20 protein-coding genes are annotated in these 21,223 nt (G+C 72.3%); 10 read left to right on the top strand and 10 right to left on the bottom strand.

Annotated features, from left to right (window positions below; all coding sequences use genetic code 11):
- Positions 1–93 precede the first annotated feature (93 nt).
- Complete coding sequence (locus H0H10_RS11565; protein ID WP_188180809.1) at positions 94–279, top strand: DUF8839 family protein; 186 nt, start codon at positions 94–96, stop codon at positions 277–279.
- Between the two features lie 21 nt (positions 280–300).
- Here H0H10_RS11565 and H0H10_RS11560 read toward each other — a convergent pair whose 3' ends face one another.
- From H0H10_RS11560 to H0H10_RS11550, 3 genes are all read right to left on the bottom strand, one after another.
- Complete coding sequence (locus H0H10_RS11560; RefSeq protein WP_188180808.1) at positions 301–2,229, bottom strand: ABC transporter ATP-binding protein; 1,929 nt, start codon at positions 2,227–2,229, stop codon at positions 301–303.
- A 622-nt stretch (positions 2,230–2,851) separates the two neighbouring features.
- Positions 2,852–3,292 (bottom strand): hypothetical protein, encoded by a 441-nt coding sequence (locus tag H0H10_RS11555; protein ID WP_188180807.1) that lies wholly within the window; start codon positions 3,290–3,292, stop codon positions 2,852–2,854.
- Positions 3,283–3,918 (bottom strand): ATP-binding protein, encoded by a 636-nt coding sequence (locus tag H0H10_RS11550; RefSeq protein ID WP_188180806.1) that lies wholly within the window; start codon positions 3,916–3,918, stop codon positions 3,283–3,285. The genes H0H10_RS11555 and H0H10_RS11550 overlap by 10 nt, the downstream gene beginning before the upstream one ends.
- 241 nt (positions 3,919–4,159) lie before the next feature.
- Here H0H10_RS11550 and H0H10_RS11545 point away from each other — a divergent pair, with 241 nt between their 5' ends.
- From H0H10_RS11545 to H0H10_RS11535, 3 genes are all read left to right on the top strand, one after another.
- Positions 4,160–5,020, top strand: coding sequence for a Sco1979 family transcriptional regulator (locus H0H10_RS11545; RefSeq protein WP_188180805.1), 861 nt, complete (start codon positions 4,160–4,162; stop codon positions 5,018–5,020).
- Positions 5,021–5,296, top strand: a complete 276-nt coding sequence (locus H0H10_RS11540; protein WP_188180804.1) for a DUF397 domain-containing protein — start codon at positions 5,021–5,023, stop codon at positions 5,294–5,296.
- Positions 5,297–5,430: 134 nt separating this feature from the next.
- The gene (locus H0H10_RS11535) at positions 5,431–6,234 is read left to right on the top strand and encodes an SAM-dependent methyltransferase (RefSeq protein ID WP_188180803.1); all 804 of its coding nucleotides are present in this window, start codon (positions 5,431–5,433) and stop codon (positions 6,232–6,234) included.
- 144 nt (positions 6,235–6,378) lie between these two features.
- Here H0H10_RS11535 and H0H10_RS11530 read toward each other — a convergent pair whose 3' ends face one another.
- Positions 6,379–7,914, bottom strand: coding sequence for a glutamate synthase subunit beta (locus tag H0H10_RS11530; RefSeq protein ID WP_188180802.1), 1,536 nt, complete (start codon positions 7,912–7,914; stop codon positions 6,379–6,381).
- A gap of 175 nt (positions 7,915–8,089) precedes the next feature.
- Complete coding sequence (locus H0H10_RS11525) at positions 8,090–8,569, bottom strand: anthrone oxygenase family protein (RefSeq protein WP_188180801.1); 480 nt, start codon at positions 8,567–8,569, stop codon at positions 8,090–8,092.
- Positions 8,570–8,761: 192 nt separating this feature from the next.
- On the opposite strand from H0H10_RS11525, the gene H0H10_RS11520 reads away from it, so the two are divergent.
- Positions 8,762–9,394, top strand: coding sequence for a nucleoside/nucleotide kinase family protein (locus tag H0H10_RS11520; RefSeq protein ID WP_188180800.1), 633 nt, complete (start codon positions 8,762–8,764; stop codon positions 9,392–9,394).
- Positions 9,395–9,533: 139 nt separating this feature from the next.
- On the opposite strand, the gene H0H10_RS11515 is transcribed toward H0H10_RS11520, so the two are convergent.
- The 3 genes from H0H10_RS11515 to H0H10_RS11505 form a co-directional block, all read right to left on the bottom strand.
- Positions 9,534–10,661 carry a magnesium and cobalt transport protein CorA gene (locus tag H0H10_RS11515; protein WP_188180799.1) on the bottom strand — a complete coding sequence of 376 codons (1,128 nt, stop codon included), beginning with the start codon at positions 10,659–10,661 and terminating at the stop codon, positions 9,534–9,536.
- Positions 10,662–10,878: 217 nt separating this feature from the next.
- Positions 10,879–11,793 (bottom strand): carbohydrate kinase family protein, encoded by a 915-nt coding sequence (locus H0H10_RS11510; protein WP_188180798.1) that lies wholly within the window; start codon positions 11,791–11,793, stop codon positions 10,879–10,881.
- Complete coding sequence (locus H0H10_RS11505) at positions 11,790–12,698, bottom strand: pseudouridine-5'-phosphate glycosidase (RefSeq protein WP_188180797.1); 909 nt, start codon at positions 12,696–12,698, stop codon at positions 11,790–11,792. Before H0H10_RS11505 ends, H0H10_RS11510 begins: the two co-directional genes overlap by 4 nt.
- Positions 12,699–12,798: 100 nt before the next feature.
- On the opposite strand from H0H10_RS11505, the gene H0H10_RS11500 reads away from it, so the two are divergent.
- Positions 12,799–13,227 carry a VOC family protein gene (locus tag H0H10_RS11500; protein WP_188180796.1) on the top strand — a complete coding sequence of 143 codons (429 nt, stop codon included), beginning with the start codon at positions 12,799–12,801 and terminating at the stop codon, positions 13,225–13,227.
- A 52-nt stretch (positions 13,228–13,279) separates the two neighbouring features.
- Here H0H10_RS11500 and H0H10_RS11495 read toward each other — a convergent pair whose 3' ends face one another.
- Both H0H10_RS11495 and H0H10_RS11490 read right to left on the bottom strand, forming a co-directional pair.
- Complete coding sequence (locus H0H10_RS11495; protein WP_188180795.1) at positions 13,280–13,834, bottom strand: methylated-DNA--[protein]-cysteine S-methyltransferase; 555 nt, start codon at positions 13,832–13,834, stop codon at positions 13,280–13,282.
- A gap of 75 nt (positions 13,835–13,909) precedes the next feature.
- Positions 13,910–14,794 (bottom strand): glycerophosphodiester phosphodiesterase, encoded by an 885-nt coding sequence (locus tag H0H10_RS11490; RefSeq protein ID WP_188180794.1) that lies wholly within the window; start codon positions 14,792–14,794, stop codon positions 13,910–13,912.
- Positions 14,795–15,074: 280 nt separating this feature from the next.
- On the opposite strand from H0H10_RS11490, the gene H0H10_RS11485 reads away from it, so the two are divergent.
- The 4 genes from H0H10_RS11485 to H0H10_RS11470 all read left to right on the top strand — a co-directional run bounded on the left by H0H10_RS11485 (position 15,075) and on the right by H0H10_RS11470 (position 20,972).
- Positions 15,075–15,956 carry an MHYT domain-containing protein gene (locus H0H10_RS11485; protein ID WP_188180793.1) on the top strand — a complete coding sequence of 294 codons (882 nt, stop codon included), beginning with the start codon at positions 15,075–15,077 and terminating at the stop codon, positions 15,954–15,956.
- Between the two features lie 40 nt (positions 15,957–15,996).
- Positions 15,997–18,150 (top strand): excinuclease ABC subunit UvrB, encoded by a 2,154-nt coding sequence (uvrB, locus tag H0H10_RS11480; RefSeq protein ID WP_188180792.1) that lies wholly within the window; start codon positions 15,997–15,999, stop codon positions 18,148–18,150.
- Positions 18,151–18,292: 142 nt separating this feature from the next.
- On the top strand, positions 18,293–18,871 hold the full coding sequence (locus H0H10_RS11475) for a TerD family protein (RefSeq protein ID WP_188180791.1): 579 nt from the start codon (positions 18,293–18,295) through the stop codon (positions 18,869–18,871).
- Between the two features lie 82 nt (positions 18,872–18,953).
- Complete coding sequence (locus H0H10_RS11470; RefSeq protein WP_188180790.1) at positions 18,954–20,972, top strand: TerD family protein; 2,019 nt, start codon at positions 18,954–18,956, stop codon at positions 20,970–20,972.
- Positions 20,973–21,223 lie beyond the last annotated feature (251 nt).

Genomic DNA, 21,223 nt, shown 5'->3' with positions numbered 1-21,223 from the left:
TGTCAACTACGTCTCAGTGGCGTCACTTCCCGAGGCGTTCGCCCCATGGTTGGCGTTTAACTCTACGAGTACAGCGCTACATGGAGGTGCAGGGTGAACGGGCGAACGGTGCTCGAACGCTTTCCCGCCGGCGGGCCGCGCGGGTCCTGGCCGGCGGAGGAGTTCGCCCATGCGCGGCGTCTGGAGGGCCTGCCCGCCGAGGTCGTCATGGACCTCGCCACGGACATGTTCCTCGTCGTCGTCCGCAGTAGCGAGACTGCCGGGGACGCGGCTGCGTGAGGCGCGGGGCGAGCGGCGGGGTCAGCCCGCCTTCGGGGCGGGCACCGGCGCCTTGGTGAACTGCTCCGCCTGGAGGGAGTACAGCTCCGCGTAGAGCCCGCCGGTGGCGAGCAGCTCGTCCGGTGTCCCCGACTCCACGAGCCGGCCCTGGTCGAGAACGTGTACCAGGTCCGCGTGGCGCACCGACGCCAGCCGGTGCGTGATGAGGACGACCGTCTGGCCGCTGCCGGCCAGGGCGCGGATCTTGTCGAAGACCTCCAGCTCGGCGCGGGCGTCCAGGGCCGCCGTCGGCTCGTCCACGATGAGGATGCGGCCACGCCGGTACGCCGCCCGGGCGATCCCGATCCGCTGCCACTGGCCGCCGGACAGCTCGTGGCCGCCGCTGAAACTGCGGGCCAGCAGGGTGTCCAGGCCGCGCGGCAGATCCGCGACCAGGTCCTCGGCCCCGGCCTCGGCGACCGCCTCGGCCACGCGTTCGTCGCCGAGCGGCGCCGAGGAGCGGCCCACGGCCACGTTCACGCGCGCGGTGAACGGCCAGCGCTTGAAGTCCTGCGCCACCATCGCGATGCGCTCGGCGAGCGCGCGCCGGTCCGCCGTCGCCGCGTCGACGCCGTCCCACATGATGCGGCCCCGGTCCGGCGTGTACAGCCCGGCTAGCAGCTTGACCAGCGTCGTCTTGCCGGAGCCGTTCTCCCCGACGAGCGCCACGATCCGCCCCAGCGGGAGGGTGAGGGTGACGTCGTCGAGGGCGGGACGGGTGGATTCGCCCGGGTAGCGGAACGTGACGTTCTCGAAGCGGATCTCCTTGGGGTCGTCCGGCAGTGCGGCGCCGCCCGCCGGGATGGCCCGGCCGGCCGCTTCCACGTGCAGCCGCTCCAGATCACCGACGAACAGGGCCTCCTCGTGCAGGGCGTTGACCTCCACGACGAGGGTGCCGAGGCTCTGCGACCCGGTGCGGATCGCGATCACGGCCGTGCCCGCCACCGACAGGGCCATCGCGCCGCCCAGCAGCAGCCCGCCGAGCGTCGCGTACGTCGCCGCCGTCGCGAGCCCCGTCCACGCCGCCGCGACCAGTCCCGTACGGGCCGCCAGCCGGGCGAGCCGGGCCTGCTCCGCCTCGGCGGTCTCCGACATCGCGCGGAAGTGCCGCAACAGGAAGGGGCCCACGCCGTGCACCCGGATCTCGGGCGCCGCGGCCGGTTCGATGAGCAGGCTCGCCAGCAGGCGCCCCGCCCGCTCGTGCTGCACCCACGCGTGGAAGGACTCGTACCGGCGCCGGGCGAGGGTCAGCGCGCTCCAGGCGCTCGGCAGCGTCATGGTCACCAGCAGCGGCAGCAGCGCGGGGTGCAGCACGGTCAGGACGCCGGCCGCCGCGATCAGCGAGATCATCGCGTTCACCACGCGCGTGCCGTACTGGATCATGCGCCGGGCGGATGCGGCGCCGTACTGGGCGGTGTCCAGCAGCTTGTGGAAGGCGTGGTCCTCGATCGCGGCCAGCTCCACGGCCGCCGCCCGCTCCAGGTACTGCTCGGTGGCCACCCGCTCCACCTTGGGCTCCAGCCGCCCGGTGGCGTAGGTCGAAGCAGCCCGCAGCAGTGCCGCGACCATCATCACGGCGGCCACGGTGACCAGCGCGGGGACGGTTCCGCGCAGCCGTTCCTCGATCGGGCCGGTGGCCGTCAGCCCGCCCAGCACGCTGTTCACCGCCAGCAGGCTCACCGCCTGTGCCACGCCCCGGCCCACCTCGGCCGCCAGCACGGTGCGCGCGGCCCGGGCGTCGGCCTGCCGGGCGAGCCGCAGGCTGGACGCCAGCAGGGACGGCAGCCGGGTCACCATGGCCCGGAAGCCCAGCTCCAGGAACGCCTCCGCATGCTGGTTCCAGCCCGTGTCGTAGCGCAGCGGCCCGCCGAAGAGCAGCCGCTCCGACTCCGACACCCCGACCGGTTCCATGCCGCGCTTCCTGCGCACCGTCGGCCTCCCGCGAACGTGGACGAACGGCCACTATCGCGGGGGCGGGCGGCGTCCGGGCAGGGCGCGGGCGGGGGAGGCCGAAGCGCGCGGGCGCACGCCTGGCCGGGGCGGGCCGTAAGGGGCGTGCGGGGTGGAAGGTGGGGCGGGAGCGCCCGGAGGGAGCGCCTGGAGGGAGCGACCGAGGCGCGCGGCCGCCGTCGGGGACCTCTACGGGCAGGCTTGTGTGGATCGCCTGTGGCGATCGCGGGTGCCGGTCGCGGGGTGTCGGTCGGGGGGTGTCGTGTCGGTCGCTTGAGCAGGCCGCTTGATGCGGTCGCCGGTGTCGGGCGCCCGCCCCAGGGGCCTGCCTGTGCCGGTCGTCTGGGCCGTGGGTGCGCCTGTGGTGGTACGTCGGGGGCCGCTGTCAGGTCTGTGGTGGTACGTCGGGGGCTGCGGTCTGTCGGTGGCGGTACGTCCGGGGCCGCGCGGTCAGGTCTGCGGCGGTACGCCTGGGCGGCGTCCGGTCTGTGGCGGTACGCCCGGGCGGGTGCGCCCGCGCCGGCGGGCCCCTGTCGGCGGACCCGTGCCGGTGGGCCGGTCCCGGTGCGCCTGCTCCGTATCGCTACGCGCTCACCGGCCTCGACCACGTCGGCGTCGTGCCCGTCAGCCGGCACAGGGCCAGGTACAGCGGGATGGGCGGGGTGTACGGCACCGTGCCGTCGGGGCGGTGGATCAGGCCGGGGACGCCGGGGGCGTCCGGGACGACCGCGCCGGTGGCGTACCGCGCGGGCGCGGGCCACTCCAGCGCGTAGTCGGAGTCGGAGGGAACGATCCACCACCAGTGCGCCTCGTCGGCGTACACGCACCCGACGCGCGGCAGCCGCGGCATCACCAGCGGGCCGAAGCGGGCGGGCACCGCCACCGCGTCGCAGCCGAGCGGGGCCGTCATGCCGTCCGGCACGGGCAGCCTGTGGAGGGTTCCCGCACCCCGCAGTCCGCGCTGCAGGCGGACCAGCGTGTCCAGGGCGAGCGGGCGGGTGCCGGAGACGGCCCTCACAGCCATGCGGACCCCGTTCCGCGATGCACCTCTCGGTGGCTTCCCGGTGTCTCGTCCTCGCCCGTACCGTCAGAGGGGCCGGGCTTCGGGCGGGCGCCCCAGCCCAGGTCGTCGCGGGGCTCGGACGGACCGCGTGGCACATCGGCCCCGCGCGGCAGCTCGGCCCAGACCAGCAGTCCGGGACCGTGCTCATGGGCGCCCCAGGCATCGCACAGGGCGTCGACGAGGAGCAGGCCCCTGCCGTGCTCGTCCTCGGGCTGCTGCCCGGCCGTGGGGTGGGGCTGACCGGGCGCGCATCCCTCGTCACGCACGGCTATGCGCACCAGGTCGTCACCGTCGTGCAACTCGCACACTATGTGCCGGCTCGCGGTGTGCACGATCGCGTTGGTCACCAGCTCGGAGACCACCAGGGCGGCGGTGTCGCAGGTGTCCTCGCACACCGACCAGCCGGTCAGGCGGGCCCGTGTCAGGCGTCTGGCCTGTGCTGGAGAGCCCGGATGTGCGGCCAGCTCGAAACGGAACCGGCGCTCGGCGGGGACCCCCGAGGTGCCGGCTCCCATCGCGGCACCCAGACCCAGCGGGCCCGCGGTGGCGTCTGTTCCTAAGGGCGCGGACGGAATCACGCTTGCCACTATCGCCCCGCCGCGAACAACTTGGCAAGTGTCACTCTGAAAAATGCAGAGTGCTGTGTGACGGTCTGGGCGGGCGTGGCACACTGCTCGCAACAGCACGTCGAGCGGCGCCACTTCAGATCACCGCAAGGTCTGCCCAGGCTTTCGGACGGTCTTCGAATGGCGCCGCCGGGCTGTCCGCACACCGTCGCGGCCGGCCGCCCGGCGTGATCGGATCCAGGACTCTTCAGGAGGTGGAGCGTTGAGCGAACCGCGGTCCGCGCCGACGGTCGGCCAGGTCGTCCTCGGCCGGCGCTTGCTGGACCTGCGGGAACGCGCCGGGCTCAAACGCGAGGAAGCCGCCCGCATCCTGCGCGTCGCCCCGGCCACGGTCCGCCGCATGGAGACGGCCGAGGTCGCGCTCAAGATCCCGTACCTCCAGTTGCTGCTGAAGGCCTACGGCGTCGGCGACGAGGAGGCCGAAGCCTTCGTCCGGCTGGCCGAGGACGCCAACAAGCCCGGGTGGTGGCAGCGTTTCCACGACATCCTGCCGGGCTGGTTCTCCATGTACGTCAGCCTGGAGGGCGCGGCCAGCCTGATCCGCTCCTACGAGCCCCACTTCGTCCCCGGCCTGCTGCAGACCGAGGACTACGCGCGCGGGGTGCTGCGTTCGGGCGCCATCGGCCAGACCCGGCCCGACGACATCGAGCGCCATGTCGACCTGCGGATGCGACGCCAGGAACTGCTCACCCGCGAGGACGCGCCCCGGCTGTGGGTCGTGATGGACGAGACCGCACTGCGCCGCCAGGTCGGCGGTCCGGAGGTGATGCGTGCCCAGATCGACAAACTGCTCGACGCCACGAAGCTGCCCAACGTCACGCTGCAGGTCGCCCCGTTCGCAAGCGGGCCGCACCCCGGCACGTACGGGCCCTTCGTGCTGTTCCGATTCGCCATGCCGGAACTCCCGGACATGGTCTACAGCGAGTACCTGACCGGCGCCGTCTACCTCGACGCGCGCGCCGAGGTGGCGACCCACCTCGAGGTCATGGACCGCATGGCGGCGCAGGCCGCTACGGCACATCGCACGAAGGAGATCCTCCGGGATCTCCGCAAGGAGCTGTGAATGGAACGCATCACGTCCCAGCCCAAACCGCGGACCCGCGGCGAGCGGATCTACAACGGCATGCCGGCCCGTGAACTCGGCAGCGAGGGCTGGCACAAGCCATGGAGCGGCGGCAACGGGGGCAACTGCCTGGAGGCGATGAAACTCGCCGACGGCCGGATCGCCGTACGGCAGTCCACCGACCCCGACGGCCCGGCGCTGATCTACACATCCGCCGAGATGACGGCCTTCATAGAAGGAGCGAAGGCGGGAGAGGCGGACTTCCTGCTGTCCTGAAACGTGCCACCTGTTGCATCTTGTTTCTAAGCACCGTTCTTTCCGTAACTTCTCTTGTATGGCACCGAATTGACTGAATCGATAACTGAATCGATCACCCTCTGCCGCGGGCACTTGACCCCCTGGAGTCGCTTATGAGCGGGCAGCACCCCGTCGAGATCGACACGAGCAGGCCGCACCCCGCGCGGATGTACGACTGGTATCTCGGCGGCAAGGACAACTACCCGGTCGACGAGGAGATGGGCCGTCAGATGCTCTCCCTCGACCCGAGGGTGCCGGTGATGGCGCGGGTCAACCGCGCGTTCATGCACCGGGCCACGCGCTGGCTGGCAGGGCATGGCGTACGGCAGTTCCTCGATGTCGGCACCGGCATACCGACCGAGCCCAACCTCCACCAGGTCGCCCAGCAGGTCGCGCCCGACGCCCGCGTCGTCTACTGCGACAACGACCCCATCGTGCTGGCCCACGCGGCGGCCCTGCTGCGCGGCACGCCCGAGGGGGCGACCGAATACCTCCAGGCCGACGTGCGGGACCCGGACGCCATCCTGGACGGCGCCAGGAAGGTCCTGGACTTCGGCCGGCCCGTGGCGCTGTCGCTGGTCGCGCTGCTGCACTTCGTCTCCGACGAGGACGGCGCGCACGACCTGGTGGGCCGGCTGCTGTCCGAACTGCCCTCCGGCAGCCACTTGGTGGTGACCCACGCGACGGCCGACTTCACGCCCGAGGAGTCGGCGGCGGCCACCGAGAAGCTCAAGGCCGCCGGCGTCACGCTCGCCCTGCGCTCGCGCGAGGAGTTCGCCCGCTTCTTCGACGGACTCGACCTCGTCGAACCCGGCATCGCGGTACCCCACCAGTGGCACCCCGAGCTGGGCGAGCCGGTTCCCGGGCAGGAGGACGGGATCATTCCGGGATACGGCGCGGTGGCGCGCAAGCCCTGACCGGTGGATTCCGAGCGATGCCCGTGGGCCGGCTCCGGCGGCCCACGGGCATCACTTTTGTCCGACGGCGGCCGTGGCACCGCGTGCGGCCGGCCGCCTCGTGAGTCGACTACCTCATTTCGACTACCTCATCGATCGACTACCTCATCGGCCGGCCGCCTCATCGGCCGGCCTGTCGGCCGCCCGGGCATCGGCGGTCATCGGCCGGTCGTACGGGCCGATCGGCGCCGGCAGACGGCTGCTGCCGCCCGACAGGCGGCGGTCGACGGCCGCCGCCACCGCCCGGCCCTCCGCGATCGCCCACACGATCAGTGACTGGCCGCGAGCCGCGTCCCCCGCGGCGAACACGCCGGGGACGTTGGTCGAGAAGTCCGCGGCCCGGGCGATCGTGCCGCGCGGCCCCAGCTCCAGCCCCAGCTGATCGATGAGCCCGTCCCCCCGGTCGGGGCCCGAGAAGCCGAGGGCGAGCAGGACGAGATCGGCGGGGAGCGTCCGCTCGGTGCCGGGAAGCGGACGCCGCCCGGCGTCCACCCCGACCAGGTGCAGCGAGCGCACATGCCCGGCCGCGTCACCGGTGAAGCGGAGCGTGGACGCCGCGAACAGGCGCGCGTCCGCATCCGCCGCCGGCGCGGACCGCAGCTGCCGCGCCTCCTCGTGCGCGGCCGACAGCCGGTACAGCCTCGGATACGTGGGCCACGGGTCGGTCTCCTCGTCGCGCTCCGCACCGGGCTGGGCGTAGATGTCCAGCTGGGTCACGGAGGCCGCACCCTCCCGTACCGCGGTGCCCAGGCAGTCCGCGCCCGTGTCGCCGCCGCCGACGATGACGACGTGCTTCCCGGCGGCGGACAGCGGGGAGGCCTCCAGGTCGCCCTCGCACACCCGGTTGGCGAGCGGCAGATACTCCATGGCCTGATGGACGCCGGCCAAGTCGCGGCCCGGAACGGGAAGTTCACGCCAGGCCGTCGCCCCCGTGGCGATCACCACCGCGTCGTAGCGTGCCCGCAGCTCGGCGGCGTCGACGTCCCGCCCGACCGACGTCGAGGTACGGAATTTCGTCCCCTCGGCCCGCATCTGGTCGATCCGCCGCTCCAGATGCCGCTTCTCCATCTTGAACTCGGGGATGCCGTACCGCATCAGCCCGCCAATCCGGTCGTCCCGCTCGTAGACGGCGACCGTGTGGCCGGCCCGGGTCAGCTGCTGCGCCGCCGCCAGCCCCGTGGGCCCCGACCCGATCACCGCCACCGTCCTGCCGGACAGCCGCTCCGGCGGGCGCGGCGGAGTGAAACCCTCCTCCCAGGCCATGTCGGCAATGGCGCACTCGACGTTCTTGATGGTGACGGCGGGCTGGTTGATCGCGAGGACGCACCCCGCCTCGCAGGGCGCCGGGCACAACCGGCCCGTGAACTCGGGGAAGTTGTTCGTCGCGTGCAGCCGGTCGCTCGCCGCCCGCCAGTCCTCCCGGGAGACCAGGTCGTTCCAGTCGGGGATCAGGTTTCCGAGCGGGCAGGCGTGGTGGCAGAAGGGGATGCCGCAGTCCATGCAGCGATCGGCCTGCCTGCTGATGATCGGCAGCAGCGCCCCCGGGACGTAGACCTCGCTCCAGTCCCGGACCCGCTCCCCGACCGGCCTGCGCGGCCAGTCCTCGCGGGGCGTGGTCATGAATCCCTTGGGATCGGCCATGGCCGTCTTCCTTGCGTGCTTCGGCTGGACGGGCCGTGCGTCGCCGGGCGGCGCGGCGCCCTTCCGGTCACGATACGTCCGCTCGGCCCCGTACGCAGAGCGCCGTACACCGCCTTTTCCCCGGGCTTCCGCCGGCTCCCCCCGGCCTGCCGCCGCGGGCCGGGCGGGGTCCGGCTCAGGCGAGGGCCAGCACGTACGCCACCGCCGCCGCGGCCGACGCGACCGTGCGGACGTGGTTCCACGCAGTCCACTCGCGTATGTACGTGGGCCAGTGGGCCGCCGCCTGCGCCGAGCCCGGCTCCAGACGGAGCAGCGCCGTGTTGCGCGGCACGTTGGCGGCCGCGGTGACCCCGAACGACCCGAACAGGTGGAGCGCGCTGCCGAGCAGCAGCTCCACCGCGCCCTCGTCCGGCCACCGCACGAACGTCACCACGGCGATCACCGCGGCCAGCACCGCCGTCCCCAGGAACAGGATCATGAAGGCCGGCGTCACCGCGGCCGTGTTGATCGCGTTCATCGCGGCCACGCCCTGCGCGGGCGGCAGCGCGGCCAGCCCCCGCATGACGAACGTCGAGAAGCCGCAGAAGACCCCGGCCACCAGACCGGTCCCGAGCACGCCCAGCACCGTGAGGATGAAGTACGGCCCATCGATCATGTCGCGTCAGCTCCCACCCGCCGAGCCGGGGGCTGCCCGGCACCGTCCACCGTCGATCACGCAAGTCAACTCCCGCACGGACGCGGTGGCCATGGCCGAGGAGCGCGGCACCATGCGCGAGCGTCCACCGCGCACATCACCCACGGGCGGCCTGCCTCCGCCCTTCCTCGGCCGCTGACGCATCATGGCCCTGTGCGACTGGAGGCAATCACCTGGGACCGGCTCGGCGACCTGCTCGCCGAGCGCCTGCTCGACCTGGAGCCGGCCGACGGCGGCGCCTGGCCGCGCGTCGCCTTCGACGGAGCCCCGGCCGCCCGCCCGGGCGACCTCGCCGAACGGGTCTCCGAGGCGCTGCGCGTACGCGGCCGCCCCTCCCTGGTCGTGGCGACGGAGGGCTTCCTGCGTCCCGCTTCGGTCCGGCTGGAGTACGGACGCCAGGACGTGGAGTCCTACTACCAGGGCTGGTACGACACCGCCGCCCTGTGGCGAGAGGTCTTCGGTCCCCTCGAACCCGGCGGGGACGGACGCGTCCTGCCCGATCTGTGGGACCCGGCCACCGACCGCGCCACCCGAAGTTCCTATGTCCCCCTTCCGCCGGGCGGTGTGCTGCTGATGCACGGCCCCTTCCTCCTGCGCCACTGGTTCCCCTTCGACCTCAGCGTGCACGTCCTGCTCTCCCCGGGCGCGCTGCGCCGCCGCACCCCCGACGCGGAGCACTGGACCCTGCCCGCCTTCGAGCGCTACCAGAAGGAGACCGACCCCTCCGGCACCGCGGACGTCCTGGTGCGGTCCGACGACCCGCGTCATCCGGCGTGGAACGGCTGATGCGCGCACTCTCCGGCGTCCGTCGGATCGCCACGTTCCCGGCCTGAGCGGTTCGCGGGCGGGGCGTCCCGGGCCGGCCGGCGTCTTCGGGCTGCCTCGTCGCCGGGGGCCGTCTCGTCGTCGCGGGGGCGCCGGCCCGTCAGAGCCAGCCGTTGCGCCGGAAGCCCCGGTACAGCGCCAGGCAGGCGAGCGAGATCACGCCTATGACCAGCCCGTAGCCGTACCGCCACCGCAGCTCCGGCATGTGGTCGAAGTTCATGCCGTACACACCGCAGACCATCGTCGGTACGGCGACGATCGCGGCCCAGGCCGTGATCTTCCGCATGTCCTCGTTCTGCGCGACCGTGACCTGGGCGAGGTGCGCCTGGAGGATGGAGTTGAGCAGTTCGTCGAACGCGGCGATCTGCTCCGTCGCCCGCAGCAGGTGGTCGGCGACGTCGCGGAAGTACGCCTGTATCTCCGGGTCGACCGCCCGGACCGGACGGGTGGCCAGCTCCTCGAGCGGCCGGCCGAGCGGCACCACCGCCCGCTTCAGTTCGAGGAGTTCGCGCTTGAGCTGGTAGATTCGCCCCGGGTCCACCCGCGCGCCGTTCTCCGCGAACACGTCCGTCTCGACCTGGTCGATGTTCTCCTGCACCGCGTCGATGACGGTCAGGAAGTCGTCGACCACGTGGTCCGCGATCGCGTGGAGCACCGCCGACGGTCCCTTGGCGAGCTGTTCGGGGTCGGACTCCAGCTCCTCGCGCAACGGGCCCAGGGAGCCGTGCCGGCCGTGCCGCACGGTGACCACGAAGTCGGGGCCGAGGAACACCATGATCTCGCCGGTGTTCACCACCTCGCTCGTCGCGGTGAGCTCCTCGTGTTCGACGTAGCAGACCGTCTTGAAGACCGCGAAGAGCGTCTCGCCGTACCGCTCGGCCTTCGGACGCTGGTGGGCCTCGATCGCGTCCTCCACCGCCAGCGGGTGCAGGTCGAACAGCTCCGCGATGCCCGCGAACTCCTGGTCCGTCGGCTCGTGCAGACCGAGCCAGACGAAGCCCGTACCGCGCTTGCGCATCCGCTCCACGGCGTCGACCGGATCGCCGCCCGCGGAAGTACGGACACCGTCCCGGTAGGTCACGCAGTTCACCACCGAGGAGCCGAGCGGGGAGCGCGCGGGGTGACTCAGGTCGACGCGCGGGCGCCGGCGGGCCAGCCGTGCCACCTTGCGGAGGCCGCCGACCCTGCCGAGGCCCGTGACCTTCCGCAGATTCCCTGCCATGGACATCCGGATCTCCTTGCGTGGGTCCCCTCGCGCCGCGCTTCCCGCGCCCTGGCGCGCCAGTCTGCCAGCTCGACGTGAGCGGCGGACAAGCCTGTGGAAACGCGGGGTTCCGCTTAGTTCCCGGCTGTGGACGGGCAGTTCCAAGTTCCTGGAGCCGGCGGCAGCCGACCGCGCCCACTGCCGCCTCCTCTGCGTCGGCCAGGGCAGCAGCCCCTAGAGGTCAACTGCCCTGAGGAGGTCTGCCCCCCACCAGGCCGACCGCCAGTGCCCCCGCCCGGCACCCGTTCTCCGCCGCGGCCTCCGGTGTCGCGCCCGCGAGCAGGGCGGCGAGGAAGGCACCGGTGAAGGCGTCGCCGGCACCCGTGCTGTCCAGGGGCACCGCCGGGGCGGCCGGGACACGTGCGCACATGGTGCCGGAGCGGGCCACCAACGCCCCCTCGGCGCCTTGCTTGGCGACCACCAGCGGAACGTGCCGACTCAGTTTCGCCGCGGCGTCCGCCGTATCGGGCAGTCCGGTGAGCAGACACGCCTCGTCACGGCTGGGCAGCAGGACGTCCACCCCTTCGACGAGGGACAGGAAGCGGTCGACGCCGAGCTTCGTCAGGAACCCCGCCGAGGCCGGGTCCAGGCTCACCGGCACTCCCCGCGCGCGTGCCGCCCCCAGCGCGGTCGCCACCAGGGCCCGGCTCGGCTCGGAGAACAGCAGGTAGCCCGAGAGGTGCAGCCAAGCCACCCCGTCGAGCAGCCCGTCCGACCAGTCGCCGGGGTCGAGACACAGCGATGCCCCGCTGTCGGTGAGGAACGTCCGCTCGGCCGAGTCGCCGGCGTCGACCAGGCAGATCACCGTCCCCGTCGGCGCCGCCGCGTCGACGGCGAGGAGGGGGCGCACCCCGTGGGCCGTCAGCTCGCTCTCGTGCCAGGCCGCCGCGTCCGTACCGACCCTCCCGAGCAGCCGCACGTCCGCGCACCCCTCGTGCGCCGCCCAGCAGGCCACGTTCGCGCCCGCCCCGCCGGGCAGCCGACGGATCGAGGCGGCCGTGTCGGTGCCTGCCGCGAGCGGCCCCCGGTGGCGGGCGACGACGTCCGTGACGACGTCGCCGGCCACCAGCAGCGCGCCGCACGGTTCCGTGGTCACGCCCGAGTCCAGGCCGCCGCGATGCGTGCGGCCAGCCGTACGTTGCCGCGCACCGCCGCCAGGTTGGCGCTCAGCGAGGCGCCGTCGGTGTGCCGGACCAGATGGTCGAGCAGGAACGGAGTGACCGCCTGGCCCGTCACCCCCTGCTCCTCGCACGCCCGCAGCGCGTCGGCGAGCACGCGCGCGTGCAGCGCGGGATCGAGCTGCTCCTCCCGCGGCACGGGGTTGGCGACGACCAGTGCCGACGCGGGTCCGCCGAGCGCGTCCTGGGCCCGCATGACCGACGCGACCTGCTCCGGTGTGTGCAGTGTCCAGTCGACCGGAAGTCCCGAGTCGGACAGGTAGAAGCCGGGGAACCGGTCCGTGCCGTAACCGGCCACCGCGACGCCCAGCGTCTCCAGCCGCTGCAGCGTGGCCGGCACGTCCAGGATGGACTTCACGCCCGCGCACACCACCGTGATCCGGGTGCGGGCCAGCAGCCCCAGGTCGGCCGACTCGTCCTGCGTCACCGTCCACTCCCGGTGCACCCCGCCGAGCCCGCCGGTCGCGAACACGCGAAGCCCGGCCAGGGAGGCCAGCAGGGCGGTCGCCGACACGGTGGTCGCCCCGCTCGCCCCGGAGGCCACCGAGAGCGGCAGGTCGCGGTGCCCCAGTTTGCGGATGCCGTCCTCGTTCGCGACCCGCTCCAGCTGCTCCTTGTCGAGGCCGACGTGCGGCCGCCCGTCCAGTACGGCGATCGTGGCCGGTACGGCGCCCTCCTGCCGTACCGCATCTTCCAGCTCCCGGGCCACCAGCAGATTGCGCGGGCGTGGCAACCCGTGCGCGATGATCGTGGACTCCAGGGCCACCACGGGACGGCGCGCGTCGATCGCCTCCCGCACCTCTTCCGACACCACCAGCACCACGCGCCTGCCTCCTGTCCGTCGGCTTCTTCCTCATCTCTGGCGGGCGGGACACCGGACCAAACCCTTGCGGCCCGGGGGAGGGGCCGGGAGCCTGGAGGACATGACGGACAACACGGCACGCCTCGACCACGTCGTCCTCTGGGTGCGCGATCCGGTCGCCGCGGCCGACTTCTACGAGAAGGCCGTGGGGATGGAGCCGCTGAGGGTCACCGAGTACGCCGCGGGCACCGTGACGTTCCCCTCCGTACGCCTGAACGACGAGACCATCCTCGACCTCGCACCGCACTCCCTGGCCGAGCACATGCGGATGGTGCCCGGCGCGGCCGGGAGCGCGGGCCACCCGGTCAACCACATCTGCCTGTCACTGCCACGGCACGACTTCGACGCACTGCGCAGCCGCCTGGAGGAGCGGTCGGTGCCCGTCTCGGACTTCTCGCACGACTCCTACGGCGCCCGGGGCCTGGCCCGGCGCAGCTTCTACTTCACCGACCCGGACGGCAACATCTTCGAGGCGCGGCACTACGACTAGCCGATGACCAGCCGCTGGGGACGGCACCGGACGGCACGGCTGGAACAAACAACTAGAACAACGGCTCGGGCAGCACGCCCTCCAGCGCGAGCAGCTTCCGCTTGGTGTCCACGCCGCCCCCGAACCCGCCGATGCCGCCGTCGCTCTCCAGGACCCGGTGGCACGGCACGACGACCGGCAACGGATTGGCGCCCATCGCCGCACCCACCGCCTGGGCGGCGCCCGGCTGACCCACCCGTCCGGCGAGATCGCCGTAGCCGACGACCGAGCCGTACGGGACGCCGGAGGCCAGCTCCCGCAGCACCTCCCGGTTGAAGCCCGAGATCAGCGACCAGTCCAGCGGCAGGTCGAACGCGCGGCGCTCACCCGCGAAGTACGACTCCACCTGCCGTATCGCCTCCGCCAGCAACGGGGAGTCCGGGGCCTCGACGGGTTCCCCGCCCAGCCGTGACGCCAGCCGGCCGAGCGCCCGGTCGCGCACCGCCTCCGAGGCGTGGAACACGACGTTGACCAGGCCCTCGCGGGTCGCGGCCAGCAGCAGCGGACCGATGTCCGTGCCGACGACGGTCCACACGATCCGCTGCTCGTACTGCCCATCGCTGTCCATGCGCCCCACCGTACGACCCGCCACTGACAACGCCCGCCGAGGCGGACGCGGCGGCGCCCCGCGGAGGCGACGGAATCACTCGCCGCCGGCGTCCTTGCCGCGCAGGGCGTCCCGCACCACGTCGGGCTTGTTGGTGATGATGCCGTCGACGCCGTACCCGGCGACCCGCCGGGCCGTTTCCGCGTCGTCGACCGTCCAGGTGGAGACCTGCAGGGGCTTGCCGTGCGGCCCGGTGAACGCGTGGACGGAGGAGACGTAACCCAGGGACAGCGTGCCGTAGGAGGGGTTGATCTGGTCGGTGAACTCCGCGTACGCGGGCAGGTCCGACACGGGCGGCGTGCCGAGGAACCCGGTCCTGACGGCCGGCTTCAGTTTGTGGACGTTCCGCACGCTCTGTGCGCTGAAGCTCTGCACGACCAGCCGTCCGGTCACGTGGTGCCGGTCCAGCCAGCCCTCGTTGGACAGGACCTTCAGGGTCTGCTGCTCGATGCCGGGGTACAGCTCGGGATTCTTGATCTCCAGCAGGAGTTTCTGGTCGTGGCGCTCGACGCGCTCGACGTACTGCTCCAGCGTCGGCACGCGCGCGCCCGCGTAGGCGGAGCCGAACCAGCTCCCCGCGTCCAGCCGCGCGATCTCGGCGGCGGTGAAGTCCTTCACCAGCCAGGGCGCCCGGTCGGGATAGACCTCCTCGACGTCGGTCGTACGCCGGAGGCTGTCGTCGTGCAGCACGACGAGTTCGCCGTCCCGGGTCCGCTGGACGTCGTTCTCCACCCAGCGGATGCCCAGCTCGGCGGCCTTGTCGACGGCGGCCAGCGTGTTCTCCGGCGCGTACGCGGAGGCCCCCCGGTGGGCGATGACCGCGGGCCGATCGTCGCCGACGTCGGTCCGGGCATGAGAGGCGGGGGTCAGGAGGGCAGCCATCAGCGCGGTGGTCGTGACGGCAACTGTGCGCGCGTGCATGCGTACTCCTCGCGTCGAACGATCACGGACAGCACCACTGTGACAGCAGTGAGTCAACGGGAGAGGGGTACAGAATGGCCACAGACTGAATGGAGTCGCTCAACTCCGCTCACCGGGGCCGCACAACTGCGTCAGGGCCGTGATTCTTTGCCGGAGAATCGTTCGACCATTCCGGTGGCAGTCATACTCTCTGCCTCAACCCTGACCGCACTCCGCGGTCCTGGGAGGGGGCGCACATCAGGACACTCCAGGACGCAACAGGGCGGAAGGGTAGCCGCGCATGCAAGGCACGGTCGACGGATTCAGCTACGGACTCGTCACACCGCTGGTGGCCTACCTCATGGCCTGCCTGGGCGGTGCCCTCGGCCTGCGCTGCACCACGAGGTCCATGCTGGTCGCCCGGTCCTGGCGTCCCGGGTGGCTCGCCCTCGGCTCCGCGGCGATCGGCTCCGGCATCTGGACCATGCACTTCATCGCGATGATGGGCTTCACGGTCGAACACACGCCGATCCGCTACGACGGGCCGATGACGTTCGCGAGCCTGGCCCTCGCGATCGTGATGGTGGGCGTGGGGATCTTCATCGTCGGCTACCGGGGCGCCCGCGGAGCGGCCCTGTTCACCGGCGGCACGATCACCGGCCTGGGCATCGCGTCCATGCACTACCTGGGCATGGCCGGCATGAGCCTGGACGGAGAACTGGAGTACAACACGTTCACCGTGGCCGTGTCCGTGGTCATAGCCATGGCCGCGGCCACCGCGGCCCTGTGGGCCGCCGGACAGGTCCGCGGCTTCCTGTGGAGCGTGGGCGCGAGCCTGGTGATGGGGCTCGCCGTCACCGGCATGCACTACACGGGCATGGCGGCCCTGGACGTCCACGTCCACGGCACGTCCGAGCCGGCCACCGGCCAGTCGCCCGCCGAACTCCTCGCCCCGATGCTCATCGGCCCGCTCGCCTTCCTCCTCGTCGCCGGCGTCGTCGTGATCTTCGATCCGCTGCTGGTGGCGGGGAAGCCGGCCCTGGCACCCGTCGAGGACAAGCCGGGCATCCCCGCCCACACCGTCGTGCCGCGCCCGGCCCGCCGGCCGGCGGTGCACCAGTCCCCGCTCCGCCCGCGCCGCAGGCTCGCCCGCCGGCGTCCGCGCACCCCGCAGAACCGCTGACCCGGACCGGTTGTCAGTGCGGGGTCGTACGGTGGAACCCATGCGGCCCGTTTCCCAGATCGAACGCACGGTGGCGCCCTTCGAGGTCGTCAGCCCCTACCAGCCGAGCGGCGACCAGCCGGCGGCCATCGCCGAGCTCGCCCGGCGCATCGAAGCAGGCGAGAAGGACGTCGTCCTGCTCGGTGCCACCGGCACCGGCAAGTCCGCCACCACCGCGTGGATGATCGAGAAGCTCCAGCGCCCCACGCTCGTGATGGCGCCGAACAAGACGCTGGCCGCCCAGCTGGCCAACGAGTTCCGCGAGCTGCTGCCGAACAACGCCGTGGAGTACTTCGTCTCGTACTACGACTACTACCAGCCCGAGGCGTACGTCCCGCAGTCGGACACCTACATCGAGAAGGACTCCTCGATCAACGAGGAGGTGGAGCGGCTGCGCCACTCCGCGACCAACTCGCTCCTCACCCGCCGAGACGTCGTCGTGGTCGCCTCCGTCTCCTGCATCTACGGCCTCGGCACCCCGCAGGAGTACGTGGACCGCATGGTCCCCCTCCGGGTCGGCGACGAGATCGACCGGGACGAGCTGCTGCGCCGCTTCGTCGACATCCAGTACACGCGCAACGACATGGCCTTCGCCCGCGGCACCTTCCGGGTCCGCGGCGACACCATCGAGATCTTCCCGGTCTACGAGGAGCTGGCCGTCCGCATCGAGATGTTCGGCGACGAGATCGAGGCCCTGTCCACGCTCCACCCCCTCACCGGCGAGATCATCAGCGACGACCAGCAGCTGTACGTCTTCCCGGCCTCCCACTACGTCGCGGGCCCCGAGCGCATGGAGCGGGCCGTCAACGACATCGAGAAGGAGCTGGCCGAGCGCCTGGCCGAGCTGGAGAAGCAGGGCAAGCTCCTGGAGGCCCAGCGCCTGCGGATGCGCACGACGTACGACATCGAGATGCTCCGCCAGATCGGCACCTGCTCCGGAGTCGAGAACTACTCGATGCACTTCGACGGCCGCTCGCCCGGCTCCCCGCCGAACACGCTGCTGGACTACTTCCCGGACGACTTCCTGCTCGTCATCGACGAGTCGCACGTCACCGTGCCGCAGATCGGCGCCATGTACGAGGGCGACGCCTCCCGCAAGCGGACCCTGGTCGACCACGGCTTCCGGCTGCCCTCCGCGCTCGACAACCGCCCGCTGAAGTGGGAGGAGTTCCAGGAGCGCATCGGGCAGACCGTGTACCTGTCGGCGACCCCCGGCACCTACGAGCTGTCCCGCTCCGACGGAGCCGTCGAGCAGATCATCCGCCCCACCGGCCTCGTCGATCCGGAGGTCGTGGTCAAGCCCACCGAGGGCCAGATCGACGACCTGGTGCACGAGATCCGCAAGCGGACCGAGAAGGACGAGCGCGTCCTGGTCACCACGCTCACCAAGAAGATGGCCGAGGACCTCACCGACTACTTCCTGGAACTCGGCATCCAGGTCCGCTACCTCCACAGCGACGTCGACACGCTGCGCCGCGTCGAACTGCTGAGGGAGCTGCGCGCCGGTGAGTACGACGTCCTGGTCGGCATCAACCTGCTCAGGGAGGGCCTCGACCTCCCCGAGGTCTCCCTGGTGGCGATCCTCGACGCCGACAAGGAGGGCTTCCTGCGCTCCGGCACGTCCCTGATCCAGACCATCGGCCGCGCGGCGCGCAACGTCTCCGGCCAGGTCCACATGTACGCCGACAAGATCACCCCGGCGATGGAGAAGGCCATCGAGGAGACCAACCGCCGCCGCGAGAAGCAGATCGCGTTCAACAAGGCAAACGGCATCGACCCGCAGCCGCTCCGCAAGAAGATCAACGACATCGTGGCGCAGATCGCCCGCGAGGACGTGGACACCGAGCAGCTGCTCGGCTCCGGCTACCGCCAGTCCAAGGACGGCAAGGGCGCCAAGGCCCCCGTGCCCGCCCTCGGCGGCAAGGCGGCGGGCGGCAAGGCGGCCAAGGGAGCCAAGGGAGCCAAGGGCAAGGCCGCGGAGAAGATGCCGACCGACCGCCCCGCCGCCGAACTCGCCGAGCAGATCGAGGAACTCACCGCACGCATGCGGGCGGCCGCCGCGGACCTGCAGTTCGAGATCGCGGCCCGGCTGCGCGACGAGGTCTCCGAGATGAAGAAGGAACTGCGCCAGATGAAGGAGGCCGGCCTGGCCTGACGGCCCGGGCGGGCACGCGCTGTGTTGCAAGACCGACACAAAGTACGGCCCTGGGTACGGCACTGTCGGTGCCCCTGCGTAGTGTTCGGGTCAACCGCGGGCGCCGCGGCAACAGGGGACAGTTCGAGAGGGGAATCAGCGCGTGACCGTCAACATGACCAAGGGTCAGGCCATCAGTCTGCAGAAGAACGACGGCGGCAGCCTGACGTCGGTGCGCATGGGTCTCGGCTGGCAGGCGGCTCCCCGGCGCGGCCTGTTCGGTTCCCGGACCCGAGAGATCGACCTCGACGCCTCCGCCGTCCTGTTCGCGGACAAGCGGCCGGTCGACGTCGTCTTCTTCCGCCACCTGGTGAGCGACGACGGCTCGGTGCGCCACACCGGCGACAACCTCGTCGGCGGTGTCGGCCAGGGCGGCGACGACGAGGCGATCCTCGTCGACCTGCAGCGCGTCCCGGTCCACATCGACCAGATCGTCTTCACCGTGAACTCCTTCACGGGCCAGACCTTCCAGGAGGTGCAGAACGCCTTCTGCCGTCTGGTCGACGAGACCAACGGCCAGGAGCTCGCCCGCTACACGCTGGCCGGCGGCGGCGCCTTCACGGCGCAGGTCATGGCCAAGGTGCACCGCGCGGGCCAGGGCTGGTCGATGACCGCGCTCGGCACCCCGGCCAACGGCCGCACCTTCGAGGACCTGATGCCGGCGATCCTCCCGGTCCTGTAGGACGGCACGGACCGGCCGGTCCCCCGGGCGGGGACCGGCACGCGGCACACGAGACGACACGAGTGACACAGGGGGACAGGCGATGACGGCGGAGCTGGTGCGGGGGCAGAACCACCCGCTTCCCCAGGCCCGTCTGGAGATCCGGGTCTCGGCCGGCACGCCGGTCGTCGCCGGAGCCACGCTCGGCGACGAGAACGGCAAGGTCCATGGCGTGGAGTGGGTGGCCCACCCGGGCGCACCCGTCCTGCCGGGCCTGGAGGTCTCCAAGCAGGCCGCCGCCGACCATCGCCTCGCGGTGGACCTGGAGGCCGTGCCGGACGCCGTGCACCGCGTCAGCGTGCTGCTGGCCCTGCCCGCCGCCGACGGGAGGGGCCCGGTCCGCTTCGGCGCCGTCGCCGCCCCGTTCGTCGCCGTCACCGGCCTCGACGGCACCGAGGTCGCCAGCTACACCATCACCGGCCTGGAGGCCGAGTCCGCCGTCGTCGCCCTGGAGCTCTACCGCCGCCAGGGCGCCTGGAAGGTGCGCGCCGTCGGACAGGGATACGCGGGCGGCCTCGCCGAACTCCTCGCCGACCAGGACCTGCCCCAGGCCCACCAGCTCGCCGGCAGCATTCACGAAGCGGTGGCCCGGGGCCTGGCCCGTTCGGTGCCCGCGCCCCCGCAGCGCACGGCAGACGGCGACCGCTCCCCGCAGCCGGCCGCCCCCGCGCCCGGCCCGGACCACGGCGCCACCGCACCCCAGGGCGCCCCCGGCCCCGTGCCGCCGGCATCCCCGTACGATCCCCACGGCGCGGCCGGGCCCGGCCCCCAGTCCGAGTACCCGGGCGGCCCCGGTGCGGCCGACCCCGCCTCCCAGCCGTCCCCGGCCGGCTCCGGCGGGCCGATCGACTACAGCCACCCCCGCCGGCAGAACGCGGCTCCGCCGCCGCCTCCGCCCACCGCGCCCCCCGCCGAGCCCGGGCAGCCCGCACGGCCCGTCGCGGGCGACGCGACCGGCTGGTCCATGGACGAGCGGCTCTACAACCAGGTGTGGGGCATGTTCGAGGACCTCGCCCGCACCACGGCCGCGTACCGCAGCGCCGTGGACTTCGCCGAGTCCCGGATGGAGAAGGAGCTGGACCAGGTCCTGTCCGACCCGCGCAGCCGGATCGGCGGACAGGGCGACGCCGCCCGCGAGGCCGCCCGCGCCCGGCACGGTCAGCTCGTGGCCCGGGCGAGGGAGGCGTTCGACCGGGACCTCGCCCAGCTCATCGCCGAGGCCGACGTCGTCGAACCCGCCCTGCCGCCCGCCTACGCGCGCTGGGACAACCCCGCGTGGCACGCCTACCGGGTGCCCATGGAGATCCCCATGGCGCTGCGGCTGGGTGACCTGCACCTGCCCGAGGCCGACCGGATACGCATCCCCATGCTGGTCCGGCTGCCGCTGGAGCGCGGTCTGTGGATCGACAGCGGGCGTTCCGGCTCGCCCGGCGATACGTTCGCCGACTCCCACGACATGCGGCGCCTCGCTCTGGAGACCGCGGTCGCGCACGCGGCCCGGCTGCTCGCCGTCTACCCGGCGGGCGAGTTCACGGTGCACGTCATCGACCCGGCCGGATCGGGAGCGCAGGCACTCGCGCCGCTGGTGCAGACCGGAGTGCTGGCCGCCCCGCCCGCTCTCGGCGCCGCGGGGACGGCGGACGTCCTCGCCCGGCTCACCCAGCGCGTCGACCTGGTCCAGATGGCGCTGCGCGGCGGCGCCGCCGACTCGCTCCCGCCCGGCCTCGACACGGCCCAGCAGCTCCTGGTCGTCAACGACTTCCCGCACGGATTCGACGACCGGGCCGTGAACCAGCTGCGCTACCTCGCGGACGAGGGTCCGGCCGTCGGCGTCCATCTGATGATGGTCGCCGACCGTGAGGAGTCCGCCGGGTACGGTCCGCTGCTCGACCCGCTGTGGCGCTCGCTGCTGCGGCTCACCCCGGTGGCCGACGACCATCTCGCCGACCCGTGGGTCGGGCACGCCTGGACGTACGAGCCGCCGCTCGTGCCGCCCGGCAGTCAGGTGCTCCAGCAGGTGCTCACCCAGGTCGCCGCGGCCCGCCGCTCGTGGGACCGGTGACCGCCGCGCGCTTTTGCCAAGCGTGTGTAAAGCGCCACTGACCAGCGGCTTTGGTTCGTCCTTTACCCTCCCCTTTACCGTTCCTTGGTGATTGGGGTACTGTCTTCCGTACGGAGGGGAGTACTCCCTGTCTGCTGCGGCGTACCCGTCAATACGGATCAGGCCAGATCCCGGGGCGTCGGCCCGCGGATTCCGGACGTGCCGAGCACGCCGGATGCGCGGGTGGAAGAGACCTCCGGCAGCGACGACGC

Source organism: Streptomyces griseicoloratus (assembly GCF_014534645.1).
Classification (GTDB): Bacteria; Actinomycetota; Actinomycetes; order Streptomycetales; family Streptomycetaceae; genus Streptomyces; species Streptomyces griseicoloratus.
The sequence above is the reverse complement of the archived record's forward strand: the minus strand, read 5'-3'. Positions and strand labels throughout refer to the sequence as shown.

Bases quoted from the DNA above. Each gene is read 5' to 3' on its own strand.
- H0H10_RS11560 (WP_188180808.1), bottom strand. From the start codon at position 2,229: ATGGAACCGGTCGGGGTGTCGGAGTCGGAGCGGCTGCTCTTCGGCGGG.
- H0H10_RS11555 (WP_188180807.1), bottom strand. From the start codon at position 3,292: ATGGCTGTGAGGGCCGTCTCCGGCACCCGCCCGCTCGCCCTGGACACG.
- H0H10_RS11540 (WP_188180804.1), top strand. From the start codon at position 5,021: ATGGAACGCATCACGTCCCAGCCCAAACCGCGGACCCGCGGCGAGCGG.
- H0H10_RS11535 (WP_188180803.1), top strand. From the start codon at position 5,431: ATGAGCGGGCAGCACCCCGTCGAGATCGACACGAGCAGGCCGCACCCC.
- H0H10_RS11530 (WP_188180802.1), bottom strand. From the start codon at position 7,914: ATGGCCGATCCCAAGGGATTCATGACCACGCCCCGCGAGGACTGGCCG.
- H0H10_RS11525 (WP_188180801.1), bottom strand. From the start codon at position 8,569: ATGATCGATGGGCCGTACTTCATCCTCACGGTGCTGGGCGTGCTCGGG.
- H0H10_RS11515 (WP_188180799.1), bottom strand. From the start codon at position 10,661: ATGTCCATGGCAGGGAATCTGCGGAAGGTCACGGGCCTCGGCAGGGTC.
- H0H10_RS11500 (WP_188180796.1), top strand. From the start codon at position 12,799: ATGACGGACAACACGGCACGCCTCGACCACGTCGTCCTCTGGGTGCGC.
- H0H10_RS11495 (WP_188180795.1), bottom strand. From the start codon at position 13,834: ATGGACAGCGATGGGCAGTACGAGCAGCGGATCGTGTGGACCGTCGTC.
- H0H10_RS11490 (WP_188180794.1), bottom strand. From the start codon at position 14,794: ATGCACGCGCGCACAGTTGCCGTCACGACCACCGCGCTGATGGCTGCC.
- H0H10_RS11485 (WP_188180793.1), top strand. From the start codon at position 15,075: ATGCAAGGCACGGTCGACGGATTCAGCTACGGACTCGTCACACCGCTG.
- uvrB (WP_188180792.1), top strand. From the start codon at position 15,997: ATGCGGCCCGTTTCCCAGATCGAACGCACGGTGGCGCCCTTCGAGGTC.
- H0H10_RS11470 (WP_188180790.1), top strand. From the start codon at position 18,954: ATGACGGCGGAGCTGGTGCGGGGGCAGAACCACCCGCTTCCCCAGGCC.